At 66.0% G+C, this 16,751-nt stretch carries 17 protein-coding genes; 7 read left to right on the forward strand and 10 right to left on the reverse strand.

Annotation, left to right across the window (positions count from 1 at the left end; all coding sequences use genetic code 11):
- Positions 1–191: 191 nt before the first annotated feature.
- Entirely contained in the window at positions 192–1,295 is a 1,104-nt protein-coding gene (locus tag AUL31_RS16230; protein ID WP_060609148.1) for a Gfo/Idh/MocA family protein, read from the reverse strand.
- A gap of 187 nt (positions 1,296–1,482) precedes the next feature.
- Positions 1,483–2,385: a LysR family transcriptional regulator gene (locus AUL31_RS16235; protein ID WP_060609151.1), complete on the reverse strand. Its 903-nt coding sequence runs from the start codon at positions 2,383–2,385 to the stop codon at positions 1,483–1,485.
- A 347-nt stretch (positions 2,386–2,732) separates the two neighbouring features.
- Here AUL31_RS16235 and AUL31_RS16240 point away from each other — a divergent pair, with 347 nt between their 5' ends.
- Positions 2,733–3,359, forward strand: a complete 627-nt coding sequence (locus tag AUL31_RS16240) for a L,D-transpeptidase (RefSeq protein WP_409359980.1) — start codon at positions 2,733–2,735, stop codon at positions 3,357–3,359.
- 93 nt (positions 3,360–3,452) lie between these two features.
- On the opposite strand, the gene AUL31_RS16245 is transcribed toward AUL31_RS16240, so the two are convergent.
- Positions 3,453–4,514 (reverse strand): AbrB family transcriptional regulator, encoded by a 1,062-nt coding sequence (locus AUL31_RS16245; RefSeq protein ID WP_060609155.1) that lies wholly within the window; start codon positions 4,512–4,514, stop codon positions 3,453–3,455.
- Positions 4,515–4,668: 154 nt separating this feature from the next.
- Here AUL31_RS16245 and AUL31_RS16250 point away from each other — a divergent pair, with 154 nt between their 5' ends.
- Positions 4,669–5,589 carry a LysR family transcriptional regulator gene (locus AUL31_RS16250; RefSeq protein WP_060609158.1) on the forward strand — a complete coding sequence of 307 codons (921 nt, stop codon included), beginning with the start codon at positions 4,669–4,671 and terminating at the stop codon, positions 5,587–5,589.
- A gap of 10 nt (positions 5,590–5,599) precedes the next feature.
- Here AUL31_RS16250 and AUL31_RS16255 read toward each other — a convergent pair whose 3' ends face one another.
- Positions 5,600–6,430, reverse strand: a complete 831-nt coding sequence (locus AUL31_RS16255) for an aldo/keto reductase (protein WP_060609160.1) — start codon at positions 6,428–6,430, stop codon at positions 5,600–5,602.
- A 147-nt stretch (positions 6,431–6,577) separates the two neighbouring features.
- Between AUL31_RS16255 and ku (AUL31_RS16260) the strand changes: the two genes are divergently transcribed.
- Positions 6,578–7,399, forward strand: a complete 822-nt coding sequence (gene ku, locus AUL31_RS16260; protein WP_060609162.1) for a non-homologous end joining protein Ku — start codon at positions 6,578–6,580, stop codon at positions 7,397–7,399.
- A 4-nt stretch (positions 7,400–7,403) separates the two neighbouring features.
- Here the strand turns inward: ku (AUL31_RS16260) and ku (AUL31_RS16265) are convergent, their stop codons facing one another.
- Both ku (AUL31_RS16265) and AUL31_RS16270 read right to left on the reverse strand, forming a co-directional pair.
- Positions 7,404–8,216 carry a non-homologous end joining protein Ku gene (gene ku, locus AUL31_RS16265; RefSeq protein ID WP_060609165.1) on the reverse strand — a complete coding sequence of 271 codons (813 nt, stop codon included), beginning with the start codon at positions 8,214–8,216 and terminating at the stop codon, positions 7,404–7,406.
- A gap of 67 nt (positions 8,217–8,283) precedes the next feature.
- Positions 8,284–8,715 carry a YqaA family protein gene (locus AUL31_RS16270; protein ID WP_244489444.1) on the reverse strand — a complete coding sequence of 144 codons (432 nt, stop codon included), beginning with the start codon at positions 8,713–8,715 and terminating at the stop codon, positions 8,284–8,286.
- Between the two features lie 206 nt (positions 8,716–8,921).
- On the opposite strand from AUL31_RS16270, the gene AUL31_RS16275 reads away from it, so the two are divergent.
- Positions 8,922–9,194: a hypothetical protein gene (locus tag AUL31_RS16275; protein ID WP_060609171.1), complete on the forward strand. Its 273-nt coding sequence runs from the start codon at positions 8,922–8,924 to the stop codon at positions 9,192–9,194.
- A 46-nt stretch (positions 9,195–9,240) separates the two neighbouring features.
- Here the strand turns inward: AUL31_RS16275 and AUL31_RS16280 are convergent, their stop codons facing one another.
- Genes AUL31_RS16280 through AUL31_RS16295 form a run of 4 tightly spaced genes read right to left on the reverse strand, consistent with a single transcriptional unit; the run spans position 9,241 to position 13,746 of the window.
- Positions 9,241–10,056, reverse strand: coding sequence for a beta-keto acid cleavage family enzyme (locus tag AUL31_RS16280; RefSeq protein ID WP_143190278.1), 816 nt, complete (start codon positions 10,054–10,056; stop codon positions 9,241–9,243).
- A complete protein-coding gene (locus AUL31_RS16285; protein WP_060609176.1) occupies positions 10,053–11,003 on the reverse strand; it encodes a 3-hydroxyacyl-CoA dehydrogenase NAD-binding domain-containing protein in 951 nt (316 codons plus the stop codon). The genes AUL31_RS16280 and AUL31_RS16285 overlap by 4 nt, the downstream gene beginning before the upstream one ends.
- Before the next feature lie 6 nt (positions 11,004–11,009).
- Positions 11,010–11,972 (reverse strand): Bug family tripartite tricarboxylate transporter substrate binding protein, encoded by a 963-nt coding sequence (locus AUL31_RS16290; protein ID WP_060609179.1) that lies wholly within the window; start codon positions 11,970–11,972, stop codon positions 11,010–11,012.
- 49 nt (positions 11,973–12,021) lie between these two features.
- A complete protein-coding gene (locus tag AUL31_RS16295) occupies positions 12,022–13,746 on the reverse strand; it encodes a dihydroxy-acid dehydratase (protein WP_060609182.1) in 1,725 nt (574 codons plus the stop codon).
- An 88-nt stretch (positions 13,747–13,834) separates the two neighbouring features.
- On the opposite strand from AUL31_RS16295, the gene AUL31_RS16300 reads away from it, so the two are divergent.
- The 3 genes from AUL31_RS16300 (at position 13,835) to AUL31_RS16310 (ending at position 16,687) form a co-directional block, all read left to right on the forward strand.
- On the forward strand, positions 13,835–14,758 hold the full coding sequence (locus AUL31_RS16300; protein WP_060609185.1) for a LysR family transcriptional regulator: 924 nt from the start codon (positions 13,835–13,837) through the stop codon (positions 14,756–14,758).
- A 76-nt stretch (positions 14,759–14,834) separates the two neighbouring features.
- Complete coding sequence (locus AUL31_RS16305) at positions 14,835–15,584, forward strand: IclR family transcriptional regulator (RefSeq protein ID WP_060609190.1); 750 nt, start codon at positions 14,835–14,837, stop codon at positions 15,582–15,584.
- Between the two features lie 2 nt (positions 15,585–15,586).
- The gene (locus tag AUL31_RS16310) at positions 15,587–16,687 is read left to right on the forward strand and encodes an ABC transporter substrate-binding protein (protein ID WP_060609195.1); all 1,101 of its coding nucleotides are present in this window, start codon (positions 15,587–15,589) and stop codon (positions 16,685–16,687) included.
- The last annotated feature ends 64 nt before the right edge of the window (positions 16,688–16,751 follow it).

The following is a 16,751-nucleotide window of genomic DNA, read 5'->3' on the forward strand; positions in this document are numbered from 1 at the left end:
CCAGCCGACCGTCCGGCGTCCCGTCGAGCGGTCCAGACCAGGGTTCCTGCTTCGTCCAGGACGATCTGTTGATCACCGGGCAGCACCCCGCTTCGTCGGCTGCCACTGCGCACAGGCTCATCGAGATGCTGAAGGGCGCGGCAAAGGCGGCATCGCCGTCTTCGTGCATGACTTCTGGCGCGGCCCTTTTGTCAGTCGGCGACGACCTGGCGTTGGCCGGTCTGCGCCGCACGCTCGACGGTGGCAACCAGACGGCTGTTGTGGAGCGCATGGGCAAATCCGGGGGTGTCGTATGTCCCCGCCGTCAGGTCGCGTCCGAGCGAGGCATAGACTTCGCCCACATTGATCGCCGCGCCGGCCCAGAAGGCCGCTGCCGTCGGGCCGACACCTGTCGCAAGCGGAGCATCCGGAGCATCGAAGGGTACGCTGGCCGTCAACGACAGATCTCCGACCTGAACGCCGGCAAGGTGATTGCCGGTGAGCCTGAGCCATCCCTCCGAACCACGGATCTCGAACGAGAATGCGGCGTCCTGCGGCGGGATGCCCGCCAGAACCTGGACGGATACGGGAGCGCCGCTTTGGGTCTTGGCAATCAGGTCGATATGGTCGGGCGTATCCCGCACCGAAATCCTGCCGGTATCGACGATCTCGATCTCGGGCCATAGCAGTTCGGTGCGCGCGTCGACTTCCATGACAGGACCAAGGATCGCCTCGATCACATCCAGCACGTGGCCGACGGTGATGGTCAGGAAGGTCGCTCCGAAGGCGGACTTGTTGAAGTAGTCGTAGACCTCCGGAGTTTGGGGCCCGTAACCGAAGGTCGTGGCGCCGACCCGCGCCGACATAAGGCGGCCGAGCTTGCCGGACGCCACCAGCTCCGCAGCGCGCCGAACCGAGGGATTATGCCGTCCCTGCAGGCCAATGGCCGTATGCGCACCCCTTGCGGCAGTGGCCATCTCTTCGGTTTCGGCAAGCGTCGCGCCAAGAGGCGCCTCGCTGTAGACGGCCTTCCCCTGCCTCAACGCGGCCATCACCAGGTCCCGGTGAGCGGGTACCTTGACGGCCACCGTAACGACGTCGATGTCCCTGTCCTCGATCATTGCATAGGGGTCCGCAAACCAGCGCCCCGCGCCGAAGGCGTCGGCAGCGGCGCGCGCGCTTTCCTCGCGCCGCGTCGCGACTGCCGCCAGTACCAGGGACGGCTGCGCCTGCAACGCCGGGACATGCGAAGCGCCCGCCCAACTGGCCTGCGTATCGGCACCGATGATACCGACGCGAAATTTCTGTATCGACATATGACAATGCTCCGACCTGTTCAGGGACCGGGATACCGGGTCCACGATCGGAGCATACGGACGGCCTGGGCGACGCTGCTGCGCAGATCGTATCAGGAATTTGTCCGTCAGTGCTTAGCTCGATAGAGCCTGGACCGGGCTGAACGCAGTTGGCTAGGTCACGATTGTCAATTCGGCCGTGGGCTCGTCAGTCGAGCCCCTCGATCCGCCGCATATGTTGCGTCAGGAAGTCGGCGAAGGCGCGAACGGCCGGGCGCATGAACTTTGTGGAGGGGTAGGCGAGAAACAACTCGCTCGGCCGCACCTCCCATTCCGGAAGAATGCGAACCAGCCGCCCTGCCTCCAGGTCGTCGGCAACCAGCAGATGCTGGACCGGCCCGGCGGCATGGCCGTCGAGCAGCGTCCTGCCGACGACATGGGCGTCGTTGGTCTGCAGGATGGGTCGCACGTCCACCTCCTGGGGCGCGCCGTCCGCAACGAGGGCCAGACGATTGCGCGACGTCATGGAGCGTGACGTCGTGACCACCGGGATGCGACCGAGGTCATCGAGCGTCTCGACCGGGCCGTGCTTCTGCAGGAAGGCCGGGCTTGCCACGAGGATGCGCCGCGCAAGCCCCAGCCGGCGGATGATCATGTCCTGGCCGCTCGGGCGCCCGTTCATCAACGCTATGTCGATATTCTCGAAGACAAGATCGACAGTCCGGTTTTCCAGCATGAGTTCGAAGGTGACGCCGGGATGGTCCTGCTGAAACATCATCAGCAATGGATGGATGTGTCGGCCCCCGATGCACGAGGGCGCATGAAGCCGCACCGTTCCTTCGATGGCTCCCGCCATGGCGTATAGGCCCTCGACCGCCGCATCGATCGAGGCGAGCGCCGACCGGCTCGCGTCGTAGAGCGCCTGCCCTTCGGGCGTCGCACGCACGGTGCGCGCGGACCGTTCCAGAAGGCGGGCGCGGACGTGTCTTTCGAGGTTTGCGATGTGCTTGGAGATCGCCGGTTGCGACAAGGATAGGTCGCGGGCAGCCGCGGTCAGCGACCCGCGCTCGACGGTCCGTGTGAAGGCTCGCAAAGCCGCCGCCAGATCCATGCCATCTCCCGAACTGAACTCCGCCTCAGGGGGTCTGACATCTGACACCGCAGGGTCGGTCCATTATTCCTATCAGCTATGGTTACGATAAACCATAACCATCTGTTGGGCATGCCGCTCCTGTTTTAGGTTCATCCGGAACAAGCCCCTCCCAAGAACAGAGAATGCGGGATGGAGCGATCCCGGAGACTTCAGACCCAAAATCCCTCATGCCGATGCGAGAGTGCCGATTGAAAGCCCTGCCTCTGTCCCGCCGCGCCTTCGTCCTTGGAGCCGTGGCAACAAATCTTCTGTCCGTGGGATGCGTTGCCCCACGCGGCACCCAGTCCGCGGCGACCGGCCTTGGGCTGGAACCGCTGACGACCTCCGCGCCTTTGGAGCCAGCCGGTTACGATGCGGTCCGCACGCCTGAACTTGATGCCCGCTATGCCGCGGTCTTCGACGGCGGCCACGAAATCCCGGCGGTGCCGTATTGGAAGATCGATCCGAAGCTTTATCGACAGCAGGTTGCCGATCCGACAGGAGAAGCGCCGGGCACGGTCGTCGTCGATACCCCGAACCGCTTCCTCTATCTGGTGGAGGAAGGGGGTACGGCCATGCGCTACGGCGTCGGCATCGGACGTATCGGCTTTACCTGGGAGGGGCGTGGCGTTGTGCACTGGCGGCAGCATTGGCCGCGCTGGAAGCCGCCTGCCGATATGATCGCCCGCAAGCCGGAACTGGAAATCTACTCGGTGGCCAACGGCGGCATGGATCCCGGGCTGGACAATCCGCTGGGAGCGCGCGCGCTCTACATCCACCGGAACGGCGAAGACACCCTTTACCGCCTCCATGGTTCGCCCGAGTGGTGGACCATGGGAACGGCGGCATCCTCGGGCTGCGTCCGGCTGACGAACCAGGATGTGATCGATCTTTATGAGCGGGTTCCCTACCATGCGCCCATCATCGTTCATCAGTCGCCCCTTACAACGTAAGGCGGCCAAGCCTTCTCAAAGCTGCATCGGCAACGTCCGGTCTAAGATCGGTCTGTTGCTGGATAAACATGGCTTTGATGGCGATATCGAAGGCTAGCGCGTATCGCGCCAGCCGCGTCCAAGCACGAAGCGCGCCATGACGGGCACCAGCACGAGCATCAGCATGAAGCGGCCGAGTTGGTGGACCGCCACATAGGCGGGGTCGAGATCCAACATGAAGGCCAGCATGACCATCGCCTCGATGCCGCCGGGCGCGAAGGCGATGATCGTCTGTCCGAGCGGAATGGACAGGAGATGCGAGGCCAGGAGGGCCGTCGCCGCCGCCACGGCCAGCGCAACGACGAAGGCGCCCAGCGACGCTTTCAGGTTACGGGCAACCTCGCGCGGGTGAATGCCCTGGAAACGCAGAGCGATATAGGTGCCGAGAATGATGAAGCCGGCTTCCATCATCCAGCGGGGTGGGCGTCCGTGCACGATATCCGCGCCGTGCAGCGCCGCACTGGCTAGAAAGGCGCCCACCAGCGCGCCGGCCGGCAGCTTGAGCCTGACGCCGATAAAGGCGCCGGCCATGCCAGCCAGGAACATGAGGGTCAGCTCGCCCGTCGGGGGTCCCTGCACCGGCGGCACCGCCGCATGGCCATGCCCGATCAGCACGACGATGCTGGGAAGAATGGCGATCAGCAGGAAGACGCGCAGGCTTTGCGACTGCGCTACCCGGGCGACATCGCCACGCGCATCCTGCATGATCGCCAGAACATAGGACAATGCGCCGGGTATGGCCGAAAAATACGCCGCTTTGCGCTCCCATTTCATGGCATGGACAAGGTAGGCATAGACGGCCAGCGTCACGGCCACGGTGCCTAGCGCCATCAAGGCCAGGCTCAAGGGCCAGGTATGCGCCTTGGCAAGCGCGTCGGGCGTGACGCCGGCGCCCATGGACACGCCGAGAAAGGTAAACAGCAGAGTGACGGCGGGCGTCGGGATGCGGGCTGCGAACCCTCCGAAGAGGATCAGCAGGCCGGCGCCGACCATTGCGCCGGACAGCGATGCCGCCGGCACGCCGATCAGATGCGCGACGCCGGCTCCGGACAGGGCCGCCAGGGCGATCAGCATGGCCGCCTGCCAGCCGTCGCGCGGCAGTGCCGCCTTTTCCAATCTGCTCTCCTTGATGGACAAAACCTGTCTCGATTCTCGTCTGCCTCCGCCCCACGAGGCGGGATTGTTGCCTGCTGAACAGGCTATATAACTGTTCCAGTTCCACGGGACTTCTCGTCTGGAGAAGGCCCCATCGCAAGGAAACAGGCGACTTATGAACCAGGGCTTCGATGCGGTGACGGCGCAACTGGTGCTGGCACTGGCGCGCGACGGCTCCATCGGGCGCACCGCCGCCCGCGAGAACATCGCGCCCTCTGCCGTCAGCCGGCGCATTTCGGAGCTGGAGGCGCGATTGGGCATCGCCCTGTTCGAACGGCTGCCGCAGGGCATGGTGCCGACCGCCGCCGGGCGCATCTACGCCGCCGGCTGTCGCCGCATCATGCGCAGGATTTTGGATCTCGACGCCGAGATGCAGGCCATATCGCAAGGACGCTCCGGGATCTTGCGCATCGCCGCGACCACCTCCGCGCTATCCGGCCGCGCGCCCGAAGTGCTGGCCGAGTTTGCCCGGTTGCACCCGGACATAAGGCTGGAACTGGAAGAGATGCCCGCCGTCACCAACCTTGCCGCGCTGGAGGACGCCCGCGTCGATATCGCCATATTGCCCGATAACCACGACATGTCGGCCTTCGATACCGAGCCCTTCGACGACGACAGGGTCTATGTCATCGCGCCGTCGGACCATGCCCTTGCCCCGGCGCTTGTTGCCAGCCGGCCGGTGGCCTTCTGCGATATGCCTTTGGAAGAGATGGTCGGCTTCCACGAGCACGGAGCCCTCGACAGGCTTTTGACGGAGGCCGCGCGAAAACTCGGCCGACAACTTGGAACGCGCATTCGCGCCGAAAGCTTTTCGGCCCTCGTACGGCTGGTCGAGGCCGGGTTCGGCATCGGCTTCGTCCGGGCGACGGCGTTGCATCTTCTGGCAGGCACGGATGTCGCCGCCGCGCCGCTGTCCGATGCGTGGGCACGCCGCTTCCAGTTGATCGCCTGCCGCCGTGCCAGCCAGCCCAACCCATCCGTAGAGGCCTTCCGGGAACTGGCGCGGCACGGCGCGCCGGTTCCCGTCACGACTTGAGGGTTGAGCCCTAGAACTCCGCCGTCATCGGATCCGGCCCGATGCGCCCGCCGCGATCGTCCAGCCCGGCGATCAACGCCATGTCCTCTTGCGACAACTCGAAGGAGAACAGATCGAAATTCTCGGCAATGCGGCTTGCAGTCACCGATTTCGGTATGACGACGAAGCCGTTCTGCACATGCCAGCGCAGGATCACCTGTGCCGGCGTGCGGCCGAGGCGGCTTGCGATCTGCCCTATGGTCGCGTCATCCAGCATGGCCCCACGTCCGAGAGGGCTCCAGCTTTCGGTCAGGACGCCGCGCTCCGCATTGGCCTTGGCCAGAGCGTGCTGCTGGAAGCGCGGATGCAGCTCGATCTGGTTCAGCACGGGCGCCACGCCGGTTTCGGCAATGATCCTGTCCAGATGCTCCGCCGTGAAGTTGGAGACGCCGATGGACTTTACCTTGCCCTCCTCGCGCAGGCGGATCAAAGCGCGCCACGTATCGACATAGAGGTCGCGGCTGGGCGCGGGCCAATGGATCAGATACAGGTCCACATAGTCGAGCTGCAGGCGCGAAAGGCTTTCCTCGGCCGCCTTCAACGTAGCGTCGAAACCCTGCGCCTCGTTCCACACCTTGGTGGTGATGAAAATCTCTTCGCGGGCGATGCCGCTGTCGCGCAAGCCCTTGCCGACCCCGGTCTCGTTTCCATAGATCGCTGCGGTATCGACATGGCGATAGCCGGTCTCGATGGCGGTGCGAACGGCAGTGGCGGCGGCATCGTCTTCCGCCTTGAACACGCCGAGGCCAACCTGCGGAATGCGCCGGCCATCGTTGAGTTCGAGATAGGTCTGGGTGGTCATGCGAATATCCGTTTCATGTCCCGGCCGGACAGGATGCCCCGGCCCCTGCCCCTTAGTTGGTTGCCACGACGGCGATTCCAACCGCTTCGGGAACGCCCCGGCCACGATCCCCGTTTCCCTGCAAGTCTGAACATCCGGGGAAACGCCGTGTCGCCGCGTGCCAATTGGAAGGGATATCTCAAGATCGACGAGGTGGCCTGCCCGGTCGCCCTGTACACGGCGGCCTCCACATCCGACCGCATCGCCTTTCACACGATCAACCGGTCCACCGGCAATCGCGTCCGTCGCATCTTCGTGGACAGCGAGACCGAGAAGCCGGTCGAGCGCGACGAGCAGGTGAAGGGCTACGAAACGGGGCCGGACGACTACATCGTCCTGACGCCGGAGGAAGTGGCGTCCGCCGTACCCGAAAGCGACAAGACGCTTGCCATCTCGGCCTTCGTGCCATGTGGCAGCATCGACGATGTTTACCTGGACAAGCCCTATTACATCGCGCCGTCCGAGCCGCATGCCGCGGAAAGCTTCGTGCTGATCCGCGACGCGCTGGCGAAGCGCAAGGTGGCGGCGCTGGCGGAGGCCGTCCTGTTCCGCCGCGTCCGAACGCTACTCATCCGCCCGCATGGCGATGGCCTGATCGCCTCGACGCTGAACTTCGACTACGAGGTGCGCTCGGCCGCCGACGCGTTCGACAAGATTCCGTCGATGAAGATCAAGGGCGAGATGCTGGATCTTGCCCGCCATATCATCGACTCTAAGGCCGGGCGTTTCGAGCCCGATACATTCGAGGATCGATATGAGCAGGCCCTGGCGGAGCTGGTGAAAGCCAAGGCGGAAGGGCGCAAGCCCAAAGCCGTCAAACCCCGCAAGAGCGCGAAGGTTGTCGATCTCATGGATGCGTTGCGCCAGAGCGCGGGCGCAGGAGCCGGAAAGACGAAAGAAAAGCCGGCTAAGGTTAAAAAGGCCAGCTAGGCGCCTAGCGCTTTTTCCCCTTGTCATCGAGGCTCTTGCGGAGGGCATCCATGATGCTGATCACGTTGCCGGCAGCCTCCGGCGCGGGGCTGGCCTTCTGTTTGCGGCTACCGGGTTTGGACTTGCGCTTCTTGCGGCGGGATTCGATCAGGTCCTTCAGCTTGTCCTGGACCGGATCTTCCACCATGGCCGGGTCCCAGTCCGTTGTACGGGCGTCCACGAGCTTCAGCATCATCTTCGACAGCGCTGCATCCGCTTTCGGCTTCCCGATACCGGTGAAATAGTCCTTGTCTTCGCGGACCTCGTCACCATAGCGCAGGGTCCAGAGCACGATCCCCTTGTCGCGCGGCTCCAGCAGGACGGGGCGTTCGCGCCTGTACATCACAACACGGGACAGGCCGGCCGTCCCGGTTGCCGCCATGGCCTCGCGAATGACGACGAACGCCTCTTCCCCGACGGGATCGCTCGGCATCACGTAATGCGGCCTGTCGAACCAGACCCATCCGACCGTATCGCGTTTGACGAACCGCTCTATGTCGATGGTGCGGGTGCTTTCCAGCCCAACGGCGTCGATTTCCTCGTCTTCCACCACGACGAAATCATCTTCACCACGTTGCCAGGCGCGCGCTTCGTCCTCTTCCTTCACTACCTTGCCCGTCTCCGAGTCGACATAGCGGCTGACGACCCGGTTGCCGGTTTGCGCGTTGAGTGTGTGGAAGCGCACCTTTTCCTGGTCGGTAAGCGCCGGCATCATGGTGACGGGGCACGTCACCAGCGACAGTTTCAGATAGCCTTTCCAGAACGTACGCGGCGCCATGATCGACCTTTCGAGAGAAGGCGAAACGGCTGATGCCGGGCCCCGGTTCCGGGTGTGTTCCCCGAACCTACCCCAAATACAGGCCGGTTGCCGCCACGACGGCAATGTACCGCGCGGCCTTGGCGATGGTGACAAGCAGGAGGAAACTCCAGAGCGGTTCGCGCATGATGCCGGCGGCCAGCGTCAGCGGATCGCCGATCACCGGCACCCAGCTTGCCAGCAACGACCAGCGTCCATAGCGCGCATACCAGCCTTTTGCCCGTTCCATTTGCCTTGGCGACGCGGGAAACCAGCGGCGCCCTGCAAAACGCTCCATCTGCCGGCCGATCGCCCAGTTGACCAGCGATCCCAGCACGTTGCCAAAAGTGGCGACGCTGACCAAAAGCCAGACAGGATGCCCGCCCGACGCAACCAGCGTAGCCAGCACCGCCTCGGATTGCGCCGGCAGGAGCGTCGCCGCCACGAAGGCCGCAAGAAACAACCCTGCCAAACCTGCCAAAGAGCCACCCCGCGCGGCAAGCCCGCGCATTGCCAAATGTTACACGATAAATTACAGATAAATCGGCCCGATGGGGAGTAGGCGCTCCCGCACCGGGCCTAACCGTAACGCTCATTTAACCGGAGGGTTCAGAGCATCATGGCTAATCCAGCCTCTAACATATTTCCTCCACCGTCTGCATCATTCCTTCCGCCCTTGGAAGATTGATGCACGTCCGGTTCAAGACCGGCGAATGGAGGCTTATCCCCGGACGTCTCATCGAGACGGAAGACGGCTATCTCCTGCCGGTGGATGCATTCACGGGCATTGCCCATAGAATCGTTCCCGAAGACCTGCTTTTCGTCGCACGCAAGCTGGTGAAGACCGCAGATCAGCGGCGTTGGCAGCTCCGCCAGTCGCAACTCAACCGGATGCGGCTTGAGCTCGCAAGGGAGTGCATCCAGCACGCCCTCGCGGATTGGGAAGTGAACTACTATTAGAGGTTGGCGGTGGGGCGGTTTCGTCCGCGCTTCCGCCCCCTCGCCCTCAAATATACTGGCCGCGGATTTCGTCCGCCGTGGCGGGCCTTCTGCCAAGGGCCGCGAGTGCCCCGACAAGGCCTGCAACGAGTGCCCTGTTGTCGGGCGCCAGGGCGCCGTCCGGCATGAACATATTGTTTTCGAAGCCGACGCGGGCATCGCCGCCCAGAAGGGCCGAGGTCAGCACGCAATCCTGCTCGGCTGCGCCGAAGGCGCACAGGCCGAAGGGTTGGTCGATGGGCTCGCCCATGAAGGGCAGGATATCGCGCGGGCTCGAACGCTGGCCGGGCGTATAGCGGCCAAGCACGAACAGCAGCGTCTGCCGGCGCGCACCGAACGCCCCGCGCTGCCTGAGTGTGCGATAGCGGGCAAGGTCGTCCGCGTCATACAGGATCACCTGCACCATCGTTTCCCGAGCCTCCAGCCGGTCGATGAAGGAGGCTGCCGCCGCTACCCCGTCCTCGTCCGGCACGATCTCCCGCAGCGCAAGCGACACTGCCTCCGGTTGCGTGCCCTCCACCACATGCATCTGCGCCTGCGGGCCGTAGCGCCCGGCCGCCTCGGAAGTCGGCTGGATGACGAGCCGGGGCCCGACCGCCCCGCGTATGGCCGCGCTGGCCGCGCGGTAGGCTTCCGCATCGAGAAGGTGGCCGCCCGAGGCATCCCGCACATGCAGGTGGAACATGCCGGCGCCCGCTTCATGGCAGGCGACCGCGCACTCCACCAGCTCGGGCAGCGTCAGCGGTACGGAAGGGTGGTCGGCCTTCGTCTTGTAGGAGCCGTTCGGCGCAACGGTGACGGCAACGGGGCGCACCATGCTCATGCCGTGCCCTCGCGCCGGCGGATGGGCGGCAGGTCTGCCTTGATGATGCCGAGCGCCTCCGACAACGCCGCGTGATATCGGGCCCGCTCGCTTGCAGCCTCGCCATCCGGCCATTCGTAGAAGCCCGCTCCGGCCTTCATGCCAAGGCGGCCTTCGGCGACACGGTCGGCAAGGGCGTGGGCGGGTTGGTGCGCGGCCGACAGGGATGGGTACATGGTGGCGGCGGCAGCGCAGTGAACGTCGAGCCCGGCATGGTCGCGCTGCAGGGCCGGGCCGGCCGCGACATACCGGAAGCCGAAGCCGAAGCGCACAGCGGCATCGACATCCTCGGGCGTGGCGATGCCCTCATCGATCAGGGCGAACGCCTCCCGCGCCAGCGCATGCTGCATGCGGTTGGCCAGGAAGCCCGGCAGGTCGCGCCGCACTTGCACGGGCATGCGGCCGAGATCGCGCATGGTCCGCATCAGTGTTTCCGCCGTTTCCGGCGCGGTCTCGGCGGACGACACCACTTCCACCAGCGGCACGCGATGCGCCGGCATGAAGAAGTGCAGGTTGGCCATGCGATGTCGCGTGGCAAGCCCCGCCCCGATGGACGAAATCGGGAAGCTGGACGAGTTCGACGACAGGATCGCCGCGTCCGGCGCGCGGTCCACCAGCGCCGCGAACAGCGCACGCTTGATGTCCAACTGCTCCGGGGCGCAATCCACCACCATGGCGACGGCGGGCCAGTCGACATCGTCGAGGCCTTCCACGCAGCCGATTGCGGCAGCGTCGGCCGCATGGCCGGTCTGTGCAAGCTCGGCCTGCCAATAGGCCGGCAGGCTTGCGCGCCGCGCCGCGCCCGGCTCCACCACCGTGACCGGCCAGCCACCGCGTGCGAAGACGATGGCGACATCCGCCCCCATCGTGCCGCCGCCGATGACCACCATCCTGTGCGCTTGCGTCATTTCCGCTTACTCCATCGGGCCGGCCGCCGCGATGACGCCGCGCCATTTTTCGATTTCCGCCTGCATGCGCCCGGCCTGGTCCGCCCGCGAGCCCGGCGCGGGCACCACGCCCTGCCGGTTCAGCGCCGCCAGCACCTCGTCATCCGTCAGGACGGCATTGATTGCGGTGTTGAGGCGGTCGGCCACCGCGTCGGGCGTACCCTTCGGCAGCAGGACGCCGAACCAGGACACCACCTCGAACCCCTCGACGCCGCCCGACGCGATGGTGGGCACGCCTTCCAGGAATGGGGACGGTTCCAGCGTCGCGACGCCGAGCACGCGGAGGCCGCCCCCGGAGACCGATGGCAGGATGGACGGCACCGTGTCGATCATCACGTCGACATGTCCGCCCATCAGGTCGGTGACGGCGGGCGACGAGCCTTGGTAGGGCACGTGGACGATGTCGAGCCCGGCCATGTCCTTCAGCATCTCCATGCCCAGATGCTGCGGCGAGCCCGCGCCGGACGAGGCATAGGTCAACTCGCCGGGGGAAGCCTTCGCCATCTCGATGAGGCCCGCGACATCGTCTGCCTCGAAACCGGGACGCGTGACCAGCGCAAGCGGCACGAAGCCGGCAAGCCCCGCCGTTTCGAAGTCGGTGGTCAGGTCGAAGCCCGGCGGCGGGGTCAGGTTCATGTTGATGGAATGGCTGGTCAGCGCGCCCATCAGGATGGTGTAGCCGTCCGGCTGCGTGCGGGACGCCTGCAGGGCGCCGACGCTGCCGCCCGCCCCGGCGACGTTTTCCACGATGACCGATTGGCCGAGCTGGCCGCGCAGCCCCTCGGCGATGACGCGGCCGATGATGTCCGTCGCCCCGCCCGGCGTATAGGGCACGATCATGGTGATCGGCCGCGACGGGTAGTCCTGCGCGATGGCCGGCCCGGTCATTACGGCGCATGCAAGGGCCGCGGCCCCGAACACGTATTTCATGCGGTATCCTCCCGATTGTCGTGTCATGCCCTGCGGCATCCGGCCTTCTTCAGCGGGCCTTCGGATGCTGCAGGAAATCGAAGTCGCAGCCCGAAGGGGCCTGCGTGACATGCCGGTCGTAGAGGGCGGCGTAGCCGCGCTCGGCCGGTGGCAATGGCGGCGGCAGGTCTGCCCTGCGGCGCGCCAGCTCGGCGTCGTCCACCAGCAGGTCTATCCGGTTGCCGGAGGCCGACAGGCGGATGCGGTCGCCGTTGCGCACCAGCGCCAGCGGACCGCCCGATGCGGCATCGGGCGAGACATGCAGCACGATGGCGCCGAAGGCGGTTCCGCTCATACGCGCGTCGGAGATGCGGATCATGTCCTTTACGCCGGCCGCCGCCAGCTTGCGCGGGATCGGCAGGTAGCCGGCTTCCGGCATGGCTGCAGGGCTTGTGGGCCCGGCATTCTGCAGCACGAGGGCATCGTCGGCGCGCACGTCCAGCGCCGGATCGTCCACCCGGGCGGCCAGATCCTCGAGCGACGAGAAGACCACCACGCGTGCTTCCTTCTCCAGAAGCTCCGGCGTTGCGGCTGCGCGCTTCAGGATGGCGCCATCCGGGGCGAGATTGCCGAACAGGGCGATCAAGCCGCCCTTCGGCTCGATCGGCTCGTCGAAACGGCGGATGACCGAATGGTCGATCATGCCGGGGTCGAAGCCGGAAAGCCTGTCGCCCAGCGTCTCGCCGGTCACGGTCGGGCAGTCGAGGTTCAGCAGATGTCGCAGCTCCCACATCAGGGCGGGCATGCCGCCCGCTGCATGCAGATCCTCCATGTAGTTCGAGCCGACCGGCTTGAGGTTGACCAGAACGGGCGTCGTCTCGGCCAGTTCGTTGAGCCGCCGCAAGGACAGGCGAATGCCGGCGCGGCCGGCGATGGCCGCCAGATGCACGAGCGCATTGGTGGAGCCGGAAAGCGCCAGCAAAATCCGCATCGCATTGTCGAGCGATCGCTCGGTGACAAGGTCGGTCGGCCGGACCGCTTTCGGATCCGTCGCAAGGCGGGCCGCGATGTGGCCGGTTTCCTCGGCGATGCGCAGGCGATCGGCATGGACGGCAGGCGCCGTAGCCGAGCCGGCAAGCCCGAAGCCGAGCACTTCCGCAAGGCAGGCCATGGTGCTGGCCGTGCCCATGACGGCGCAGGTGCCGGCGGTGGTGGCAAGGTTGGACTCCACCTTGGCGATCTCACCGGCATCCACCTCCCCGGCGCGGAAGCGCGCCCAGTAACGGCGGCAATCGGTGCACGCGCCGAGCCGCTCGCCCTTGTAGCGGCCCGTCATCATGGGCCCCGTCACCAGCATCACGGCGGGCCGGTCGGTGGACAGCGCGCCCATGATCTGGGCCGGCACCGTCTTGTCGCACCCGCCGATGAGCACGACGCTGTCCATCGGCTGGGCGCGGACCATTTCTTCCACATCCATCGACATCAGGTTGCGGAATTTCAGGCTGGTGGGCGTCAGGTAGGGCTCGCCTAGCGATATGGTGGGAAACTCCACCGGCAGCGCTCCGGCCAGCATCGCGCCCCGGCGTACCGCCTCTACCAGCTCCGGCATGGTGCGGTGACAGTTGTTGAAGCCGCTCGGCGTCGAGTTGATGCCAACCACCGGCCTGTCCAGCGCCTCGCGCGAGTAGCCCATCGACAGCGCAAAGGAACGCCGGAGATAGCGTGCGAAATCCCTGTCGCCGTAATTGGTCAGCCCGCGCGCCATGCCGCGCGCGGTCTCTTCGCCGTCGCTCATACCGTTCCTCCCTCAAGAAGGCGCAGCATACGACGCTTGAGTTTCATATGTTAAATTCATGATTTGCATAAATTGAAACGGATTTGGCATGAATCTCTCGCCCCGGCAGCTCCGCATTCTCGTGTCCCTTTCGGAAACGCTCAGCTTCAGCCGCACGGCCGACCGCTTCCACATGACGCAACCCGCCCTTAGCCGCATCGTGCGCAGCATGGAGGAAGCGCTCGGCACGCGCCTGTTCCACCGCACGACGCGCAGCGTCCGCATGACCGACGATGCCAGCGCCCTGGTGCGTATCGCCCAGCGGATGCTGGACGATTACGACACCGGGTTGGACGCCATGGGCGGCGTCATCGAGCGGCGGGGACGCCGCCTGTCGGTCGCCGCCCTGCCCTCGCTGGCAGCCATGCTGATGCCGCAGGTGGCGCTGTTGGTGCGCGCCACGGTACCCGATGCCCGCATCGAGGTGCGCGACGCATTGTCCGATGCCACGCTGGACCTTTTGCGCGGGCGTGCGGTGGATTTTGCGCTGACCTCGGCGGACCCCTCGCAGAGCGAGATCCGCTACGAGGAATTCCTGCGCGACCGCTATGTGCTCCTCAGCCGCCGCGACGATCCGCGGCTTGACGCCGGGCAGCCACGCGACCTCGCCTCCGCCATCGATCTCGGCCTCATCTCCATGCCGCGCGGCACGGCGGCACGCCTTTATGCCGACAGCGCCTATTTGCAGCTCGACATGCAGTTTCGCCCGGTCATGGAGTTCGAGCATCTGGCGACCATCGGCAAGTTCGTGGAGGCCGGCTTCGGAGTGGCGCTGTTGCCCTGTCTTGCCGCGATGATGATCCAGGACAGGGATCTTGTGATCCACGATCTCATGGGCGCGCCCGAGCGGTCTCTCGGCATCGTCTCGCTGCGCGGCGACGAGCCCGGCCACCTCGCCGGTCTGGCCGTGCAGGCCATCCGTGCCTGCGTACAGGAGCTGATCGCGCTGGAGCCGGAACGGCTCAAGGGTTGACGCCCCTGCCAAGCGCGCCTACGATACATCATAATAAACACGTTCAAAATATTGAACGGTCGGGAGGATGTCAAGGGTGAGCGGGCGCGGAGCCGAACGGATACTCGATCTGGTCGAGTGGATGGCCGGGCAGGTTGCGCCCTTCGGGCTGGCCGATGCCGCGCAGGCGATGGCGACGCCGAAAAGCTCGATGCTGCTGTTGCTGCGCACGCTGGTGGATCGCGGCTACGCCGAGCGGCTGCCCGATGGCCGCTACGCGTTGGCCCGGTTGCCGGGCGAGATGGGTTCGACGGGCCGGGCCTGGAACACGCTGCTGCGCGTGGCGGAGCCGGCGCTGCGCGCCGCCGTGGACGCCGTCCGCGAAACGGGGTTCGTCGCCGTGCTCGACGAGGGCAAGGTGCGCTACCTGAACAAGCTCCTGCCCGACCGCGAGATCCGCTACGACCGGGATATAACGGCGCCCCGCGCGCCGCATCAGGTGGCCAGCGGCATCGTGCTGATGGCATGGATGCCGGCGGACGAGCGCGCAGCCCTCGTCGCCGCGCTCGACACCGACCATGCGGCGCTGGAAGCCGACCTGACCGCCTGCCGGGCGAACGGCTTCTTCTACAATGGCAAGGGCGTCGTCGAAGGGGCGGCCGGCGTCGCCGCGCCTGTCTTCGGAGCGGATGGCCGGGCATTGGCCGCCATCAACATATCGGGCCCCCGCGACAGGGTGGCCGCCCAGATCGACAGCCTGTCGCAACAGACCGTGCAGACCGCGGCGCGCGTGACGGAGGAGTTGCAGCGCCGCGCCCATAACAAACGCATTCCGGGAGGAAACTGACAATGCGCATCTCCAGCATGATCGGCGGGCTCGCGCTCGTCGCGGCGCTCAACGGGGCGGCTCTCGCCCAGCCCGCGCTGCCCGATTATTACCCTGATACCTACGGCGAGATCGTCGAGGCATCGCGCGGCGAGCGCGGCCTCGTCATCTATTCCAACATGGCCGACAACAACTGGCAGCCGGTCATCGCCGGCTTCCGGGAAGCCTATCCGTGGATCAACGTGGAGACGCTGGACCTCGGCTCCGGCACCGTCCATTCGCGTTGGGAGGCCGAGGCCGGCAGCGGATCGCGCACGGCCGACATTCTTGTTTCGGGTGCCAACGACCGCTGGGCCAGCTACGGCAAGGATGGCCGCATGATGGCCTATGACAGCCCGGAATTCGCCCACCTGCCCGACTTCGCGAACCCCTATCCGGGAGTCGCCGTGCTTTCGGCCGACCCGCTCGTCATCACCTACAATGCGGCGCTCCTGCCGGAAGAGCAGCGTCCGACAGGCTTTGCCGCGCTGTCGGCCGCCGCCGTGGCCGATCCAGGCACGTTCGACGGGCGCATCACCACCTACGACGCCGCGCGCAACTCGTTCGGCCTTGCCGCCTGGTGGGCCTACATGAACGCCAAGGGCGACGAAGGCTGGCAGAACCTGCGCGCCATCGGCCCGATGATCCGGGGCGAGACATCCGGCGGGCCGATGAACGAGAAGATCGCCACCGGCGAGTACGTCATCGGCGTCGCCGTTTCGGGTATCACCATCTTCCCCCGGCTGGAGCAGCCGGGTGGCGAAATCCTGGGCTTCGCCTTCCCGGACGACGGCACCATCGTGATGCTGCGCGGGCTCGGCATCCCCAAGGAGGCCGCAAACCCCAACTCGGCCAAGCTGTTCGCCGATTATGCCCTCAGCAATGCCGGCCAGACGCTGCTCGGCAAGGGCGGGCTGGTGCCCTACCGCGACGATGTCGCCGAAGGCGACGTGCGCTACACCTACCAGGGCATCGCGGAACAGATCGGCGCCGACAATGTGATCGAGGCCGGCTTCGACCAGCGCCTGATTACCGAGGCGCCCGCCTTTGTCGAAAAATGGAACGCCGCCCTGCAAGGCCGCTAACCGCAAGCGCCGGCGCCGCCACACGGCGGCGCCCACGGCAGCCTGGGCGCAACACCGCCCGTAA

Source organism: Aureimonas altamirensis (genome assembly GCF_001463885.1).
GTDB classification, from domain to species: domain Bacteria; phylum Pseudomonadota; class Alphaproteobacteria; order Rhizobiales; family Rhizobiaceae; genus Aureimonas; species Aureimonas altamirensis.